The 17,168-nt window shown below is 34.9% G+C and carries 14 protein-coding genes and 1 pseudogene; 3 read left to right on the top strand and 12 right to left on the bottom strand.

Annotated features, from left to right (window positions below):
- Window positions 1–359: 359 nt before the first annotated feature.
- The 10 genes and pseudogenes from AMQ68_RS18355 to AMQ68_RS18400 all read right to left on the bottom strand — a co-directional run bounded on the left by AMQ68_RS18355 (window position 360) and on the right by AMQ68_RS18400 (window position 10,197).
- The gene (locus tag AMQ68_RS18355) at window positions 360–665 is read right to left on the bottom strand and encodes a hypothetical protein (RefSeq protein ID WP_054512060.1); all 306 of its coding nucleotides are present in this window, start codon (window positions 663–665) and stop codon (window positions 360–362) included.
- A 47-nt stretch (window positions 666–712) separates the two neighbouring features.
- On the bottom strand, window positions 713–1,204 hold the full coding sequence (locus AMQ68_RS18360; protein ID WP_054512061.1) for a low affinity iron permease family protein: 492 nt from the start codon (window positions 1,202–1,204) through the stop codon (window positions 713–715).
- Window positions 1,205–1,284: 80 nt separating this feature from the next.
- On the bottom strand, window positions 1,285–2,481 hold the full coding sequence (locus AMQ68_RS18365; protein WP_054512062.1) for a PepSY domain-containing protein: 1,197 nt from the start codon (window positions 2,479–2,481) through the stop codon (window positions 1,285–1,287).
- An 80-nt stretch (window positions 2,482–2,561) separates the two neighbouring features.
- Window positions 2,562–3,179, bottom strand: a complete 618-nt coding sequence (locus tag AMQ68_RS18370; protein ID WP_054512063.1) for a hypothetical protein — start codon at window positions 3,177–3,179, stop codon at window positions 2,562–2,564.
- Window positions 3,180–3,193: 14 nt separating this feature from the next.
- On the bottom strand, window positions 3,194–5,377 hold the full coding sequence (locus AMQ68_RS18375; protein WP_054512064.1) for a TonB-dependent siderophore receptor: 2,184 nt from the start codon (window positions 5,375–5,377) through the stop codon (window positions 3,194–3,196).
- A gap of 356 nt (window positions 5,378–5,733) precedes the next feature.
- The gene (gene rpsJ / locus AMQ68_RS18380; protein ID WP_002661363.1) at window positions 5,734–6,039 is read right to left on the bottom strand and encodes a 30S ribosomal protein S10; all 306 of its coding nucleotides are present in this window, start codon (window positions 6,037–6,039) and stop codon (window positions 5,734–5,736) included.
- A 17-nt stretch (window positions 6,040–6,056) separates the two neighbouring features.
- A pseudogene (gene fusA, locus AMQ68_RS18385) lies at window positions 6,057–8,214 on the bottom strand (elongation factor G).
- A gap of 6 nt (window positions 8,215–8,220) precedes the next feature.
- On the bottom strand, window positions 8,221–8,697 hold the full coding sequence (gene rpsG, locus AMQ68_RS18390; RefSeq protein WP_054512065.1) for a 30S ribosomal protein S7: 477 nt from the start codon (window positions 8,695–8,697) through the stop codon (window positions 8,221–8,223).
- Between the two features lie 23 nt (window positions 8,698–8,720).
- Window positions 8,721–9,134 (bottom strand): 30S ribosomal protein S12, encoded by a 414-nt coding sequence (rpsL, locus tag AMQ68_RS18395; protein WP_027383325.1) that lies wholly within the window; start codon window positions 9,132–9,134, stop codon window positions 8,721–8,723.
- 94 nt (window positions 9,135–9,228) lie between these two features.
- Window positions 9,229–10,197: a sulfatase-like hydrolase/transferase gene (locus AMQ68_RS18400; protein WP_054512066.1), complete on the bottom strand. Its 969-nt coding sequence runs from the start codon at window positions 10,195–10,197 to the stop codon at window positions 9,229–9,231.
- A 267-nt stretch (window positions 10,198–10,464) separates the two neighbouring features.
- Between AMQ68_RS18400 and AMQ68_RS18405 the strand changes: the two genes are divergently transcribed.
- The 3 genes from AMQ68_RS18405 (at window position 10,465) to AMQ68_RS18415 (ending at window position 12,768) form a co-directional block, all read left to right on the top strand.
- A complete protein-coding gene (locus tag AMQ68_RS18405) occupies window positions 10,465–10,941 on the top strand; it encodes a Dps family protein (RefSeq protein WP_054512067.1) in 477 nt (158 codons plus the stop codon).
- Between the two features lie 93 nt (window positions 10,942–11,034).
- Window positions 11,035–12,213 (top strand): nicotinate phosphoribosyltransferase, encoded by a 1,179-nt coding sequence (gene pncB / locus AMQ68_RS18410; protein WP_054512068.1) that lies wholly within the window; start codon window positions 11,035–11,037, stop codon window positions 12,211–12,213.
- A gap of 294 nt (window positions 12,214–12,507) precedes the next feature.
- On the top strand, window positions 12,508–12,768 hold the full coding sequence (locus tag AMQ68_RS18415; RefSeq protein ID WP_054512069.1) for a hypothetical protein: 261 nt from the start codon (window positions 12,508–12,510) through the stop codon (window positions 12,766–12,768).
- 182 nt (window positions 12,769–12,950) lie between these two features.
- Here AMQ68_RS18415 and AMQ68_RS18420 read toward each other — a convergent pair whose 3' ends face one another.
- Window positions 12,951–16,049 carry an efflux RND transporter permease subunit gene (locus AMQ68_RS18420; protein WP_054512070.1) on the bottom strand — a complete coding sequence of 1,033 codons (3,099 nt, stop codon included), beginning with the start codon at window positions 16,047–16,049 and terminating at the stop codon, window positions 12,951–12,953.
- On the bottom strand, window positions 16,049–17,167 hold the full coding sequence (locus tag AMQ68_RS18425) for an efflux RND transporter periplasmic adaptor subunit (RefSeq protein ID WP_054512071.1): 1,119 nt from the start codon (window positions 17,165–17,167) through the stop codon (window positions 16,049–16,051). The genes AMQ68_RS18420 and AMQ68_RS18425 overlap by 1 nt, the downstream gene beginning before the upstream one ends.
- Window position 17,168: the final 1 nt, after the last annotated feature.

Genomic DNA, 17,168 nt, shown 5'->3' on the forward strand with positions numbered 1-17,168 from the left:
ACAAATGTAACGTTAATTACCAATTCTCCAACAAAAAGAAGTAATTATTTAATAAATTAACTATTACATACAAATAATCTATCGAAATCTAAGTTTTTAATTTAATTATTAAATTAAACTTAAAAGATGAAAAATAATATTTATACTTTTTTTCACACTTATTCTTAAAACTATTTCCAATTTATACTTTTCAACATACCGAAATATTTGCTTACACTATGTTCTGGTTGTAATTTCATACCCACATTGAATACCTTATTAAAAAAGAGTAAATAAAAAACACCACTAATTATGAAAAACTTATCCTTCATTTTAAAATTTGCACCCTTTTATTATACATATCAAATATTACTCGATCATTATTTTTTCTTATAAACAGTAAAATAGGTAGCATCTTTATTTTTCACTATAGAATCTCCAACTTTAATTAATGTAATAATTTTCATATCTTCTAAATGGATTTTATTACTATCCGATGATTTAACTATATTAAAATGAGAAGTTTCATCATATGAATTTGAGACAACTATTCCATTGCAATACTGATCAAAATATTTATATCTAGAAAGATTCGGATCAAAGGCTTTCCTTATAATTAAAAAACAGAAGATAATTCCAAAAAGAACTAGAATAGTTTTATTAACATTTACTTTTAAAAATCCCATATTCTAATTAATCTTTTCCCGGCCTTAAATCAAAAGCTTTCATCAACTTATCCCTTTTTTCCACCCTGCTTCTGCAACCATTCATCATGCCTTTTTCTAAACAGGTCATGCTTATAATCCTGATTTCTTTTGGCTGCATCTATGGAATGTGAACTGTGAATATCCGCATCTTCTTCTGCAAAATCTGCTAACTTCTCATAGTAACAATGGAGTTCGTCCAATTCTTTTTCTGTAAGATCTTCAATATCTACAATTCGGTTGCTGGCTTTTTCATTGGCAGCTAGTAGTTCATTTAACTTGATCTGGATGGCTTTCGAATCTTTATTTTGAGCTTTCTGGATAAGAAAAACCATCAAAAATGTAATAATGGTTGTTCCGGTATTAATAACTAATTGCCAAGTTTCAGAATAATTGAATAGAGGTCCTGAAATGGCCCAAATAACAACAATAAGTGTTGCGCCAATAAAAGCTTTAGAGCTTCCCGTGAACTTGGTAGCCCAATTTGAAAATTTTTCGAAAAAATTATTCTTATCACTCATCGTATATTATTTTAATGAATAAATGTATTAAATAATATCAGTCTTTGGATAAAGAAAATCATAAACTATATAAGAGATCATTATTTCAATTTCTTTACCCGATGCCACCAGATCAATAAACCTGTTACAGGCAAAGAGCATCCGATGAGACACACGATAAAATATAAAATAATACTGGGTAGTCCCATGATTTCTCCTGTATGTAAAGGCTTCGCTAACGCAGTAAATTGTTTATTTAATGGTTTGTCTGAAAACAATTCTTTGGTTTTAAATTCACCGGTTTTGTCAAAAGTGATTTCATCCGGAACCATCACACCCAGTACATTCTCTGTATTGGTTTTAACAACAACATATCTGGGGTTATCTTTATTCGGCATTTCGATACTTGTAACGGCGTCATATGGGAGATATTGATTGGATAATTCTAAAATTCTATTAATCGACGCAGCCTTTACATCTTTTAAATTCTTTTTTTCACCTTGCTTTTGCAGCATATCTTCTAGAAGATTTCCAAATGCATCATTCTCCTTATTTTTTTCATTTGAAACTGCGTTAATAGATGATCCGCCTAAGGAAATAATAAATCCGTTTTTCACCCAAGGATAGGTTACATAAAGTCCTGTCAACGAAATAAATAAAAGCAATAAGAAAGTATAAAAGCCTAGTGTGTTATGTAAATCGTAATTCAGCCGTTGAAACTTAGCATTCAGTTTTACTGTTAACCCTTGCTCCAAAAATTTCATTTTTTTAGGTAACCAAAGAATCAATCCTGAAATCAGTAAAAGACAAAATATTAACACCGATGCTCCTACAATTTGTCTTCCCACATTCCCCATCATCAAGTTTCGGTGAATATCCAAAACAACATCGAAAAATCGATTTGCTCCCACATCGGCATCACCAAGTAGTTCACCTGTATATTGATTATAAAAACCCGTCCGATCCAGTTGATTCTCCCGATAAGAAATAACATAGCTCCTATTCTTCTGCAAGGGAATCAACAAAGAAGTGAGTTCTTTATTACTTTTTAATAATTCCTCTTTTATCTGATCCGGCTTGCGGGGGATTTTTGTATTTGAAGAAATATAGACTTTATCTCTGTTGGAAAAGTCTGTGATCTGATTTTTAAAAGCATATAAACATCCTGTAACACACATGATGAAAACGACGATACAGGATAAAAGTCCCATCCACAAATGAGCAAGCCACATAATGTATTTAAGGGCAGATTCGTTTTTTCTTTTTTTCCTATAGAGACTTTTTACTAATGGATTCATGATCTGTAATAACAAAAACATTAAGACAGTTGCCCGCCTTAATGTTTTCTATTTAAAATTGAATATGAATGTTTATTGTATTATTTTCTTCCTTTGAACTGAACCTCTTTTACAATGTTTTCAAACTTTGCATAATGCTCAGGACTCAATGCTTTTTGAATCGCCAGTTTTCTCTGTGCGTCAAACTTCTCCCAGTATTCTTTAGCTAAATCGTTGTTTCCGTGATACACATCATGGGCATCATTGAATGCTTTTTCAAAAGCATCATTGGCAGCGTTTACCATGGTGAATTCTTCTTCTGATAATCCTGCTTCAGTTTTAATTCTTTCTAATAAAGCATTATCATATCTTGGTCTTTTACGAGAATTTTCGTCTACAAAAGCATTAAACTTTTGCAATTGCTCTGCATCTAAAACTTTAGCCATATCTAAAGACTGCTGATTTCTCAGTTCTTCATTTTTAATGCTTAACCCCACACGATCCATAGTTCCTCCCTGCCCTTTTGCAGCCTGAAAATTCTGTTCCTGTAGTTTTTGATATTTCGCCGTAATCTCATCAAAGCTTTTTACCTGCTCAGGACTCAAGGTAACTTTTGTCTTAAACTGGTTATAATCAATTCCTTTTTTCTTATCTCCTGAACATGCTACGAAGAATAAGCTTAAAACGAATGCTACTACTAGTACTTTTATATTTTTCATAAATTTAATGGTTATTAAAATTTGTAATTTACCTGAACGGCAAAGTTTCTAGGCTGGATCTGATCGATATATCCTCCTCTGAAATAAGAATTGTATCCTACTGAATCGAAGATGTTATTGAAGAAACCTCTTAATCCCAATCCGTTTTTGAAAGTATACCCAATCTGAGCATCTACAGTAGTATAATCAGGCATATTGAACGGTTTCTCATCTGGCTGCGTTCCATTTACATGCCCATTATCCAATACTGCCTTTAATTTATAATCATCAACCGGTCTGTTTCCTACATAATAAATTCCTGCTCCAACATCAAGTCCTTCCAAAGCACCTGTATTAAATTTATAATTTAACCAAGCATTGGCAGAATGTTTAGGCGTATTAATAGGCGCTGAACCATTAACGAATGAAGGACTGTCTTGATATTGAGCATCTACATAGGCCCAACCGGTCATTACCTGAAGGTTTGGAAGGATTTTCCCAATCAATTCTACTTCCATTCCTTTTCTTTTTAACTCACCCGCTAAAGCAAATCTTCCGGTACCATTTCCTCCACTTCCGATAATTTCATAAGATAAATTATCCGTTTTGATATCAAAGAAGGTTACATTAAATCTTAATCTTTCATTAAGCCAGTCTGACTTAATTCCTGCTTCCCATTGTTTCGTTGTGGAAGCTCCAACAGTACCTCCTGCTGCTAATGGACTATTAGAACTTCTTAGAGAAGTTGTACTGGTATAAGATCCAAAAACATTCATGTTCTCAACCGGAGAGATCATAATCCCTAATGAAGGATTCCAGGCATAGTCTTTTTCTTTATCGGAACCAATGAGTCGGCTGTAACGAACTCCTAAATGAGCCTTGATATATTTATTGAATGTGATAACATCCTGCGCCATTAATCCCATAGTAGGCGTTATTGTATTCACAATTGGATTATTTTTCATTAAATCAAATTTCTCAGCATCAATTGTATTGGGAAGAAAATTATTAATATCCTGCAAAACATTAATCTGATCAACGTCTTTTGATTGGTATGAAGTGGTTGTAACATTAGATTCTTTCCAATCGAAACCTACCTGAAAAGTATGTTTCATAAAACCAGTCATCACATCTGCTCCAATAAAATCGAATTGGAAAACTTTGTTCAAATCTTCTCTGTCTGATCTGGTCAAGGTTCTTTTACGGAATTCATTTGGAGCTTTATTATTAACCGGAGCAAGTGCTGCTCCTATGATTTCAGACTGGTAAGAAGAGCTCATGAAAGCCGCTCTTAATTTTAATTTCTCTGTCAGTTTTCTTGTTGCTGTTGTAGAGAAATTAAAGGTCTCAATTTTCGCATTGTCTGAAGCAAAACCCAGAAACTTTCTTCCCGGCATTCTATAGATAGCTTCTGTATCTCCTTTTGCAAGGTTCACTGTCCCTCTGTCGGGCGTTGTATTATTGTGCATATAATCCATCTCCACAACAATTTCCGTTTTATCGTCCGGACGAATGGCGATGGATGGATTTACGTAGATACGATCTGTATGAATAAATCTTCTGAAGCTGTTGTTATCTTGATAAGCAGCATTTAATCGTACCGCTACTTTCCCTTGAGAATCCAACACTCTTTGGAAATCTATTGTAGGTCTGTAGAAATCCCAACTTCCGTATCGGAACCCTACATTGGTTTGATTAATAAATTTTGGAACTTTTGTCACCACATTAATTACTCCTCCTGCAGCTCCAAGCCCATCTCCAATCCCTTGTGTAACGGCAGCCGAACCTTTTATTACCTGAATACTTTCCACTCCCTGCATATCCGTCAACATTGCTCCTGTACGGAAATCTGAATCCATCTGAACTCCATTCTTTAAAACTGGAACTCCACGGTATCCTCTGATAGACATACTTTCTCTTATTCCACCATAACTTCCGAATTGGGTTACACCGGGAACGTTTTTAGCAACATCTGTTACCGTTAATGCTCCAAGAGCTTCAATAGCTTTATAAGATATTACAGAAATACTTTGGATCTGATCTCTTGGTTTTAAAGGCAATCTGGTAATTGCTTCCAAGCCTTCGGGTTGCTTCTTTCTTTCTCCAAATAATTCTACTTCTTCTATCTTACTCTCTCTTTTAATAGAATCATTCACTTGCTGTGCGTTGGCAAAAACCCCACCTAATACAAGCAGAGAAACGGATACTATTTTATTCATTTAATAATTTTTTTCAAATATATTATTTTTATTAATTCTAAATAAAGAATATAGAATGATATATCTCATCGGAAAGAATTACTATATATAAAGTCTTAATCATTTAACAGGTTTATGGAAAGACTCTTTTACTATAACCAAGTATCATTAAAAAATAGAAAAGAAAGCAAGGGATCAATTAATGGTTTTACAATCAATTTATATTGAGATATTTTGACATTTTTAAGACTTAATAACAATTTACTTGATGGTAGAGCTTTTACTATTCTTGGCTTTTTAAGTTCAATTATATGCATAAAAAAATCCGCCCCTAAAAAGGGACGGATTTATATAATTACGTGCAAAAATGCAAGTTATCACACTTTAATTTCTACGTCTACACCTGAAGGAAGTTCTAATTTCATTAGAGCATCAACAGTTTTAGAAGAAGAAGAGTAGATATCCATTAGTCTCTTGTGAGCTGATAATTGGAACTGCTCTCTTGCCTTCTTGTTTACGTGAGGAGATCTCAACACAGTGAAGATTCTCTTATTAGTTGGCAATGGAATTGGTCCGTTTACAACAGCACCAGTAGCCTTTACCGTTTTTACGATTTTCTCAGCAGACTTGTCTACCAAGTTGTAATCGTAAGATTTTAGTTTTATTCTGATTCTTTGTGACATTTCTTTACTTTAAAAAATTAACCTTTTGCTTTAGCAATGATATCTTCCGCAACGTTCTGTGGAGTTGCTTGGTACTTCTCTAATTCCATAGAAGAAGTAGCTCTTCCTGATGAAAGTGTTCTTAGAGTTGTTACATATCCAAACATTTCAGAAAGTGGAACTGAACCTTTGATAACTACGGCTCCGTTTTTCTCTTCCTGACCACTGATTGTACCTCTTCTCTTGTTAAGGTCACCAATGATGTTACCCATATATTCTTCTGGAGTTACAACCTCCAATTTCATAATAGGCTCCATGATTACTGGCTTAGCAGCACGTCCCGCTTCTTTAAATCCTAATTTAGCAGCTAATTCGAAAGAAAGTGCATCAGAATCCACTGCGTGGAAAGATCCGTCTTTAAGAACAACTTTAATACCTTCAACTTCGAAACCAGCCAAAGGACCGTTTTTCATTGCAGCTTTAAAGCCTTTTTCAATTGCAGGAACAAATTCTCTAGGAACGTTACCACCTTTGATTTCGTTAATAAATTCTAGACCAATTTTACCTTCTTCAGCAGGTCCAAGTTCGAATACGATATCAGCAAATTTACCTTTACCACCAGATTGTTTTTTGTAAACTTCTCTGTGTTGAGCAACTCTTGTAAGATTTTCTTTGTATTCTACTTGTGGCTGACCTTGGTTAACTTCTACTTTGAATTCTCTTCTCATACGATCTACAAGAATGTCAAGGTGAAGTTCACCCATTCCTGAGATAATAGTTTGTCCAGAAGCCTCGTCAGTTTTAACCTGGAAAGTAGGATCTTCTTCAGCTAATTTAGCTAGAGCGTTACCCATTTTATCCTGGTCTGCCTTAGTTTTAGGTTCAACAGCGATACCAATTACCGGATCAGGGAAAACCATCGATTCAAGAACGATTGGGTTTTTCTCGTCACACATTGTATCACCAGTTTTGATAGATTTAAAACCTACAGCTGCACCAATATCTCCTGCTTCAATAAATTCTACAGGATTTTGCTTGTTAGCGTGCATTTGATAGATTCTAGAGATTCTTTCTTTATCTCCTGAACGAGTGTTCAAGATATAAGAACCTGCATCTAATCTTCCAGAGTATGCTCTGAAGAATGCTAATCTTCCCACGAATGGGTCAGTAGCAATCTTGAATGCTAAAGCTGCGAACGGCTCATTTACATCTGGTTTTCTTGTGATTTCAAGATCTGTTCTAGGGTCAGTACCTTTGATATCATCTTTATCCAATGGAGAAGGCAAGTATTTACATACTGCATCCAACATAAACTGTACTCCTTTATTCTTAAATGAAGAACCACAAGTCATTGGGATAATAGAAAGATCAATAGTAGCTTTTCTTAGCGCTTCGTTGATTTCGTCTTCAGAGATTGAATCTGGATCTTCGAAGAATTTCTCCATCAAAGTATCATCGTAGTCTGCAACAGCTTCTACTAGTTTCTCTCTGTATTCAAGAACTTCAGCCTTCATGTCTTCAGGAATTGGCACTACTTCGAAAGTAGCTCCTTGTCCTGCTTCATCCCAGATGATCGCTCTGTTTTTGATTAAGTCAACAACACCTTTGAAATCTTCTTCAGCACCGATTGGTAAAACGATTGGAACTGCGTTAGATCCTAACATTGTCTTAACTTGGTTTACCACGTTAAGGAAGTCAGCACCTTGTCTGTCCATTTTGTTTACGAATCCCATTCTTGCAACTTTATAGTTGTCAGCAAGTCTCCAGTTTGTTTCAGACTGAGGCTCTACTCCATCTACTGCAGAGAACAGTTAGTTCAACTCATTCTACTCCATCTACTGCAGAGAATAAGAATACCAAACCATCTAATACTCTTAAAGATCTGTTTACTTCTACTGTGAAGTCAACGTGACCTGGTGTATCAATGATGTTGAAGTGGTAAGGCTTACTTTCAGGTAACATTTTACCTTGGTCTGTTGGAAAATTCCAAGAACAAGTAGTTGCAGCAGAAGTAATTGTAATACCTCTTTCAGCTTCCTGCTCCATCCAGTCCATTGTAGAAGCACCATCGTGAACTTCACCAATTTTGTGGTTTACACCTGTATAGAATAAGATTCTTTCTGTAGTGGTAGTCTTTCCCGCATCAATGTGGGCAGCAATACCAATATTTCTTGTAAATTTAAGATCTCTACTCATTTCTAATTAGAATTTAAAGTGAGAGAAAGCTTTGTTAGCTTCCGCCATTTTGTGAGTATCAGATTTTTTCTTATAAGCAGCACCTTCTTCTCTAGAAGCCGCTACAACTTCGTTAGCTAATTTCAAAGCCATAGACTTATCATTTCTAGCTGTAGAATATTTGATTAACCATTTCATTGCCATAGAAATTTTTCTATCAGCTCTGATTGGCATAGGGATCTGGAAGTTAGCACCACCTACTCTTCTAGAACGTACTTCTACGTGAGGCATAACGTTAGTTAATGCATCTTTCCAGATTTCAAGGGCTGTTTTCTCAGTTTCTCCTTTTTTAGCTTCTACTAGCTCTAAAGCATCATAGAATATTTTAAATGCAATTGACTTCTTACCGTCTTGCATTAAATTGTTTACAAATCTTGTTACCAATTGATCATTAAATTTCGGATCTGGTAACAACGGTCTTTTTTTCGCTTTTGTCTTTCTCATTGTTTCTGTACCTTATTTAATGATTATTTTTTCTTTCCTTTAGCTGGCGCAGCTGCTGCCTGACCTGGTTTAGGTCTCTTAGCTCCATACTTAGATCTTCTCTGCGTTCTTCCGCTAACACCTGCAGTGTCTAATGCTCCTCTTACGATATGATAACGTACTCCCGGTAGGTCTTTCACCCTTCCGCCGCGTACCAATACTATCGAGTGCTCTTGAAGATTATGTCCTTCGCCCGGGATGTAGGCGTTGACTTCCTTCCCATTAGAAAGTCTTACCCTTGCAACTTTTCTAAGTGCAGAGTTAGGTTTCTTAGGAGTGGTAGTATATACTCTCGTACATACACCTCGTCTTTGTGGACAAGAATCAAGGGCAGCCGATTTACTCTTCTTGGTGAGTGCGACTCTTCCTTTTCTTACTAATTGTTGAATAGTAGGCATTTAATTGCTTTTTATTTTAAGGTGCAAAAATAGTAATAATTTTTTAATCTACAAGCAGTTGTGTAAATTTATTTATTATGAAAATTTAAAATTCTTATTTAAAAACATCTCTAATTACTTTTCCTTTAGCATACTCCAAAGGCATTCCTAAAAGCTCTGCGATGGTACTTGCAACATCAATCTGCTCGTAATTTCCAGTGTTAATAATCGCATTTTTCTTAAAATCAGGACCCATTGCGAAGAACTCAATATGCCTGCATCCTGCGCAATCATCACCATGTTCTGCAAAACCTCCATGACTGTCTAAATGTCTTCCATGATCATTAGAAACAATTAATGTTGTTTTATCCTTATAAGCAGGAAGCGACTGAATATGATTCCAAATATCTTTAATAGAGGTATCGGTTGCTTTTATAGCATTAATATATCCATTCCAATTATTATTGTTAGCATTATGAGCATGTCCATTAGAATCAACATCTTTTAAATTGATCACAATAATATTAGGAGAATACTGCCCCATGATCGACTTCACTCTATCTACTGTTACAGCATCTTCTCTATAACCAGAGCCATTACCATTGATACCGCAGTCTGTACTCGGTTGAAATTTATCTTTCCAACTGCTGAGCTTACAATTATTCAATATTTCTAATTTATCTTTAGAAGCGATGATCCAAGCTTTCTTTTTGTCTGCTCCTGTTTGTTTCAGCCATTGCTGCATAATAGATGGATAACCTGGTAATTCTGTACCATTATTTTGTAAATTTTCATATACTCCACTACACAGTGCGCTGTGTCCAGGGTTGGTAAGAGTGGCCCCATTATTTTTAAAATTACTGATAAAAACCCCTTGGTTTAAAAGGTTTACTCTATTGGGAATGTACTTTCTGGTAGGTTCTTCCCAAGTTTCAGAAATACGGGGTCCATCAACAACTAGTAGAATTACATTTTTGGTTTGGTATTTATCTTGATTTTTTATTGGTCCCTGACCATCTTTATCACGATCGGTACAAGAAAAGATTAGGAATAAACACGCGAAATACGATACAATTTTCTTCATAACATTTTATTATTTGTGAATTTTAATTGCAAAGCTAGGGAAACAACAAGTTAGACTACATTAACTAATTGTTATGTATATTTTAAATATGATCCTTATAGAATTACTATGAATTAGTTTTTATACTGCCAAGCTTATACCCCCTTTTCATATTGATGATTTCTCCAAATTGTTTTTAAAAATCCTCTTATAGTTATGTTCTATTAATTACACCCCCCATTCGGCATAATATTTCCTAACTTTGTAGATATCCAAAAAAATAAACTTATGAAAAATGCAAGTATTATCGGTTTAAAAGCAGCCGACTGCAAAAACATTTCGGGAAAATTAAATGTACTTTTAGCCAACTATTCAATATTTTATCAAAATACCAGAGGTTCTCACTGGAACATTAAAGGGGACCAATTTTTCACACTGCATCCAAAGTTTGAAGAACTTTACAATAGCCTGGTTTTGAAAATTGATGAAATTGCAGAAAGAATCTTAACATTAGGAGCAACTCCTGCACATAATTATTCAGACTATTTAAAAGTTTCCAGCATTAAAGAAACAAAAGAAGTTACTGACGGTAATAAAAGTGTAGAATATATTTTAAATTCATTTAAAATAGTTATTGATCTTCAAAGAGAGCTTTTAGATATTACGGACAAAGCTGGAGATGAAGGTACAAACTCTCAAATGAGCGACTACATCACGGAACAGGAAAAAGAAGTTTGGATGTATAACTCTTATTTGGGGAGATAAACAGATACAATCATCAAAATATTTAAAAAAATCGTCTTACATTTAGACGATTTTTATTTTTAATTATTAAATTTGCGTTAAAATCACACATATATGTACGACGTTCGATTAAACTCCATCCTAGACAATGATTTCTATAAAATAACCATGCAGAATGCCGTGGTAAAATTGTTCCCAAGCTCTATTGTAAAGTATGAGTTTATCAACAGAGGGAAACATCATTTTCCTGCAGGCTTTGATGTCGCTTTAAGAGAAGCCGTGACAAAAATGGCAGAATTGAAGCTTACTAAAGATGAAAAAAAGTTTTTGGCAAGAACTTGTCCTTATCTAAACCTTCCCTATTTGGATTTCCTAGAAGGCTATCATTATGACCCTTCTGAAGTGAAAATTCATCAGGATGGAAACGATCTTAGTGTTACTGTAGAAGGACTTTGGTACAGAACTATTTTATGGGAAGTTCCTTTATTAGCTTTAATCAGTGAATTGCATTACGAAATGAATCACATGGAAAGAGACTCTAATGAAGTGGTAATGAGTAAAACTGTTGAAAAAGCAGAATCTCTGAATAAACTTGGCGTTAATTTCGCAGAATTCGGTACCAGAAGAAGACACTCTTATAAAGTTCAAAATTTGGTAATGGAAGCGTTAAATCAGAAGAAAGATTCTACATTTATCGGTAGTTCAAACGTTCATTTTGCCATGAAATATAATGTAAAACCAATCGGAACCCATGCCCACGAATGGTTTATGTTTCACGGAGCAGAATATGGCTTTAAAATGGCCAACGAACTAGCACTGGAACATTGGGTTGATGTTTTCAGAGGTGATTTAGGAGTGGCACTTTCTGACACCTATACAACAGATGTTTTCTTCCGCCAGTTCGATAAGAAATTCGCTAAGCTGTTCGACGGCGTACGTCATGACAGTGGCGACGCCTTAGAATTTGCAGATAAAACCATTGCCCATTATCAAAAAAACGGAATCAATCCTTTATTTAAATATATTATTTTCTCTGATGCCCTGAATCTTGAAAAAGTGGAAGAAATCACCAATTACTGCAAAGGTAAAATCGGAGTTTCTTTTGGAATCGGAACCAATCTTACCAATGATGTAGGTTTAAAACCTATGAACATTGTCATGAAATTAATTGGCGTTCAGGCTCCCAATAAAGAATGGATTCCTACCGTAAAGCTTTCCGACGAACACGGAAAATATACGGGAGATCCTAAGATGATTGAATTGGCTAAGGAGTTTTTAAGGATAAAAGATTAAGTCTTTATAAAATAATATTTTAGTTGTATAATATTTCCCAACCCCGGATTCCTTTTATTATACTTAAAGCTCTATAACAAAAAATCAATAAATTGGGTTTTATAGCAAATTTTCATAATAAAATTTAATTGACATTAAGATTTGTATGAAAATAAAACATCATCATATTAAAGAAACAATTTTAAGCTAACTATAAATAAATCACTACAATGTTATATAGTGATTTGTTTTTTAAGTATATTAGATTCTCATTTTCAGATTTATACAAATTAAAATCAACAAAAAATTAAATCCATGAAAAAAACGAACTTATCTAAAATTTCAAGAACAGCATTGAAAGATGTATTTGGAGGAACTCTGGTTCATGCCCTTGAGTGTTATTCAAACAGAGAATGTAGTGGCCGTGGCGAAGGCATGATCTTATGTCCGGACGGAACAAGTTCGATGTCTGGCTATATCTGTATGGGTGGAACCTGTATGATGGCAACAGGATTTTGCGGTCCATTGGTTCTCGGACCTATTGATATTGATCCAGGACCAAGAGTTAATCCGTAATCACACCATAAAAAATGAGCCAATTCGGTTCATTTTTTTTATCAGATATTAGAATAATTCTTTGCTCTTTAACCTATTTCGAGGATTTTATCTAAAGACTGTCTAATCAAACGTAATACAAAAAAAGTTGCCGGGATCCTCACAATCCCGACAACAACAACTAACGTATAAAATTGAAAGAATTATAGCGTTGCATTATATTTTTTCTGATAAGCATAATAGAAAATAATCGGCAGTATGGTAAATGATAATAACATACAGATGATTAATCCACCTACGATCATAATCGCTAAAGGCTTTTGAATTTCAGAGCCCATACCGTTGGATATTGCCGCAGGGAAAAGTCCCATTGATCCCATTAGTGCAATCATGACAACCGGACGAATTCTACTTTTTACTCCTTCAGCAATTGCCATTTTAAGTGGCATTTTATTTTGCAGATTTTCCTTCATCACCCCGATCAATACAATTCCATCAATAGTTGCGACTCCGAAAAGGATAATAAAACCAATCCCTGCAGAAATCCCGAATATCGTTCCTGTAAACCAAAGGGATAAAAACCCTCCAATAAATGCAAATGCCAATGTTACAGAAGAGATCAATGTATCTTTAATATTTCCAAAATTGAAATACAACAACATCAGAATAAGTACCAAGGAAATAGGAACTACCATTGCTAACTGTTTTGCTGCTCTTTCCTTACTTTCGAATTCTCCTGCCCAAGTCATTTTATTATTCTTAGGAATATTCACATCTTTTGCCACTTTTTCTTTGGCTTCAGCAATGGTACTTCCAAGATCACGGCCTTCAATATTAAATCCAACTCCAATGTATCTGCTGTTTCCTTCTCTATAAATAAATGAAGGGCCTGTATGATAATCAATGGTTGCGATTTCTTTTAAGGGTACTTTCTTATTATCTTTTGTAGGAATCAGAATATTTCCAATCTTATCAGGTGTATCACGATATTGTTTTTCAAATCTTAACATGACATCAAACATCCTTTCCTGTTCATAAAATTTTGTAGCAGCCTGGCCACCAATCGTCATTTCAATTACAGCTTGTGCGTCTGCTGTAGAAATTCCGTACTTAGCCATTTTAGCATCATGAAGTTGTATTCTTAATTCCGGTAAACCGATATTTTTAAAAACATTCACATCAGAGATCCCAGGAACCGTTCTGATAGAATTGGCTACCTGATTGGCATAATTTTCTAGCTGAAAAAGGTCATTTCCAAAAATCTTGATCACCAACGGAGCTTTAACTCCGGCTACATATTCTTCCACATTATCCTGAATGGGCTGACTGAACCCAAAGTTAATTCCCGGATATTTCTCTAATGACATCCTCATTTCTTCAAGAAGGTCATTTTTAGATATCTTTTTCTTCCACTCATCTTCAGGCTTTAGCTGAATATTAAATTCTATATTAAAGAATCCGGTAGGATCTGTTCCGTCATTAGGACGTCCGGTTTGCGTCATTACAAACTTTACTTCATCATATTTCATTAAGATTTCCTTCATCTCTTTGGTGAGCCTTACCGATTCATCTAGGTTTACACTGTTTGGCAATGTTGCACGTACGTAAATGGCACCTTCATTAAGTTTTGGTAAAAATTCTGAACCATAGTTTGAGAATCTCCATCCACAAATAGCTAACAACACAAGAAATCCAATAATAAATGCTTTACGGAAACGGTCACTGAATGCGTAAAACTTATAGATGTTCACTCTAAAAAACCGAGAAATGAAATTTTCTTTTTCCTCTATATTTTTAGTTAATAACAATTTACACATCGCAGGAACGTAGGTTAAGCTTAAAATTAAAGAACCTAACAATGCATATCCTAATGTAAAGGCTAATGGAGAAAACATTTTTCCTTCTACTTTCTGGAAAGAGAAAATAGGCATCAAGGCAACAATCAAAATTAACAATGCAAAGAAAATATAACTGGCTACACTCCCTGCACTCTTCTTGATGATCCCCAATTTGGACATTTTATTAAAGCGCTCTAATCCTATCTTTTTTGCTTTAAGTTCGAGGGCAACAAACACATGTTCTACGATGACTAAAGTTCCTTCCAAGAGTAACCCAAAATCAAGCGCTCCCATAGAAATCAAGTTGGCAGGCAAACCTTGAATTTTCAACATAATGATTGCAAACAAGAATGCTAATGGAATAACAGAGGCTACAATGAATGTCGTCCTCCAGTTATATAAAAAGACAAAGACAATAATTGAAACAAGAATAATACCTTCCACTAAATTTTTAGATACTGTATGAACCGTTGTATTTACCAGTTCAGTACGGTCTATAATGGGCTCAATTTTAACATCTCCAGGAAGCTCACCTGAATTAAGTTCTGCAATTCTGTCTTTTATTCTTCCGATAACTTCACTTGGGTTTTCACCACGCAACATGATAACAATTCCTTCTACAACATCATCTTGCTTATTGTATCCTACATGCCCCAATCTTGGCTTAGCAGATACTTTAACTTCAGCAACGTGCTTCACTAAAATAGGCGTAGATCCTTTTACTTCGATCTGAATATTTTCAATATCCTCTTTACTTTCCAATAATCCGATACCTCGAACAACATAAGCCTGATCGCCTTTTGAAACAACATCTCCCCCTACATTCACATTACTTTTAGAAACAGCTTCATAGACATCCAATGGTGAAAGGTCATAATTATGTAGTTCGGTAGGATTAATTTTAATCTCATAGGTCTTTTCTTCTCCTCCAAAACTTACCACATCAGCCACTCCGGGAACAGCTAACAATTCTCTTTCAATAACCCAATCCTGAATAGAAGTCACTTCACTTATCGGCAATTTACTTTTAATAATATATCGGTAAATTTCACCGGTAGCTCCTGATGGAGGTTCTATACTGTGATCTGCACCTTCGGGAAGCTTTACATTGGCAAGGCGGTTGGATGCATATTGCTGGGCATAAAAATCATTAACATGATCATCAAAAATAACCGTCACCACCGATAATCCAAATAAAGAGATGGACCGTACCGACGTTTTATTCGGTATCGTATTCATTTCTTTTGAAATGGGTAAGGTTACGAATTTTTCTATTTCTTCGGCACTTCTTCCCGGCCACTGAGTAATTACTCTTACTCTGGTGTTGGTAACATCGGGGAAGGCTTCAATAGGAGTATGGATGTATGAATAGATTCCTCCAGCCAATAAAAGAAATGTTCCTAATAATACAATCAGGGAATTTTTTAAAGAGAAAGAAACTATACTCTGAACAAATTTTCTCATTATTTCTTAGAATTATTGGATTGGTTTTTCAAGTTCTCATAGATCAGCAATCCGTTAGAAGCAATGATCTTTTCTCCTGCTTTAAGGTTTCCTTCTACATAAATATGTTTGCTGTTGGCTGCTATTTCAGTAACTGCTCTTACCTCTAGTGCACAGTCTTTTTTATAAACAATAACATAACTTTGATTGTTATCAAAAACCAATGCTTTAGCAGGAATTGCCAATGCCGTTTTATCTTGTGAATTAATAGGTAGTACAATATCTGCTGACATTCCGGGTCTCAACTTCATATTATTATTATCCATAATAATTTTAGCTTTCAACACTCTTTCATTTTCATTAAAAACCTGCGAAATTGAATTTACTTTCCCTGAAAAATTATCATCAGGATAAGCCAAGGTTTTTACTTCTACAGGCTGATTAACATAGACGTGTCTCATATTCGTAGCATATACATTAGCCATCACCCAAACTTTATCAAGATTTGAAATTGTAAAAAGCTCGCCTCCACCCGATGTTACAGGCATTCCGTTAGAAATATTCTTTGAGATAACATATCCGTCTGCTGGAGATTTGATCTGAATAACGTTACTTCCCGCTGAATACAACTGCATATTTTTATTGGTCTTGAAAATACTTGCTTGCAGAATTTCAACTTCAGATTTTGCTTCCTGTAAATCTTTCTGAGAAGCAATATCATCTTTATACATAGATTCTACGGAGGATAGTTTCCTTTTTGCAACAGCCAATTGTGCCTGCAATGTTTTAGTATCTCCCTGCATTTCATTCACGGAAACACTTTTTACAGTGGCCAGAACCTGTCCTTTTTTCACATAATTCCCTAAAGAAAAATAGGTTTCTGTTACCACTCCATCCACAAGACTTACAAACGGAACCGTCTTGTCAGAGTTGCTTTCAACTTCCCCCGTAAGGGTAATACTTTCTTCTACCGGAAGTCTTTCTACATCTACCAGTTTCAGATCTTTTTTAAGCTCTTTACTGATACAGTAATTTTGGGTTCCCGCTTCTTCATTCTGCTTTTTTTCAGTACAGCCAGTGAAAGCTACCATTACCAAAAAGCCAGCTGCTATAATATATTTAGTCGTAATATTTTCCATA

This window comes from Chryseobacterium sp. ERMR1:04 (assembly GCF_001297705.1).
Classification (GTDB): Bacteria; Bacteroidota; Bacteroidia; order Flavobacteriales; family Weeksellaceae; genus Chryseobacterium.

Excerpts from the sequence above, each read along its gene's own strand:
- AMQ68_RS18355 (WP_054512060.1), bottom strand. The coding sequence starts at position 665 with ATGGGATTTTTAAAAGTAAATGTTAATAAAACTATTCTAGTTCTTTTT.
- AMQ68_RS18360 (WP_054512061.1), bottom strand. The coding sequence starts at position 1,204 with ATGAGTGATAAGAATAATTTTTTCGAAAAATTTTCAAATTGGGCTACC.
- AMQ68_RS18365 (WP_054512062.1), bottom strand. The coding sequence starts at position 2,481 with ATGAATCCATTAGTAAAAAGTCTCTATAGGAAAAAAAGAAAAAACGAA.
- AMQ68_RS18370 (WP_054512063.1), bottom strand. The coding sequence starts at position 3,179 with ATGAAAAATATAAAAGTACTAGTAGTAGCATTCGTTTTAAGCTTATTC.
- AMQ68_RS18375 (WP_054512064.1), bottom strand. The coding sequence starts at position 5,377 with ATGAATAAAATAGTATCCGTTTCTCTGCTTGTATTAGGTGGGGTTTTT.
- rpsJ (WP_002661363.1), bottom strand. The coding sequence starts at position 6,039 with ATGTCACAAAGAATCAGAATAAAACTAAAATCTTACGATTACAACTTG.
- rpsG (WP_054512065.1), bottom strand. The coding sequence starts at position 8,697 with ATGAGAAAGACAAAAGCGAAAAAAAGACCGTTGTTACCAGATCCGAAA.
- rpsL (WP_027383325.1), bottom strand. The coding sequence starts at position 9,134 with ATGCCTACTATTCAACAATTAGTAAGAAAAGGAAGAGTCGCACTCACC.
- AMQ68_RS18400 (WP_054512066.1), bottom strand. The coding sequence starts at position 10,197 with ATGAAGAAAATTGTATCGTATTTCGCGTGTTTATTCCTAATCTTTTCT.
- AMQ68_RS18405 (WP_054512067.1), top strand. The coding sequence starts at position 10,465 with ATGAAAAATGCAAGTATTATCGGTTTAAAAGCAGCCGACTGCAAAAAC.
- pncB (WP_054512068.1), top strand. The coding sequence starts at position 11,035 with ATGTACGACGTTCGATTAAACTCCATCCTAGACAATGATTTCTATAAA.
- AMQ68_RS18415 (WP_054512069.1), top strand. The coding sequence starts at position 12,508 with ATGAAAAAAACGAACTTATCTAAAATTTCAAGAACAGCATTGAAAGAT.
- AMQ68_RS18420 (WP_054512070.1), bottom strand. The coding sequence starts at position 16,049 with ATGAGAAAATTTGTTCAGAGTATAGTTTCTTTCTCTTTAAAAAATTCC.
- AMQ68_RS18425 (WP_054512071.1), bottom strand. The coding sequence starts at position 17,167 with ATGGAAAATATTACGACTAAATATATTATAGCAGCTGGCTTTTTGGTA.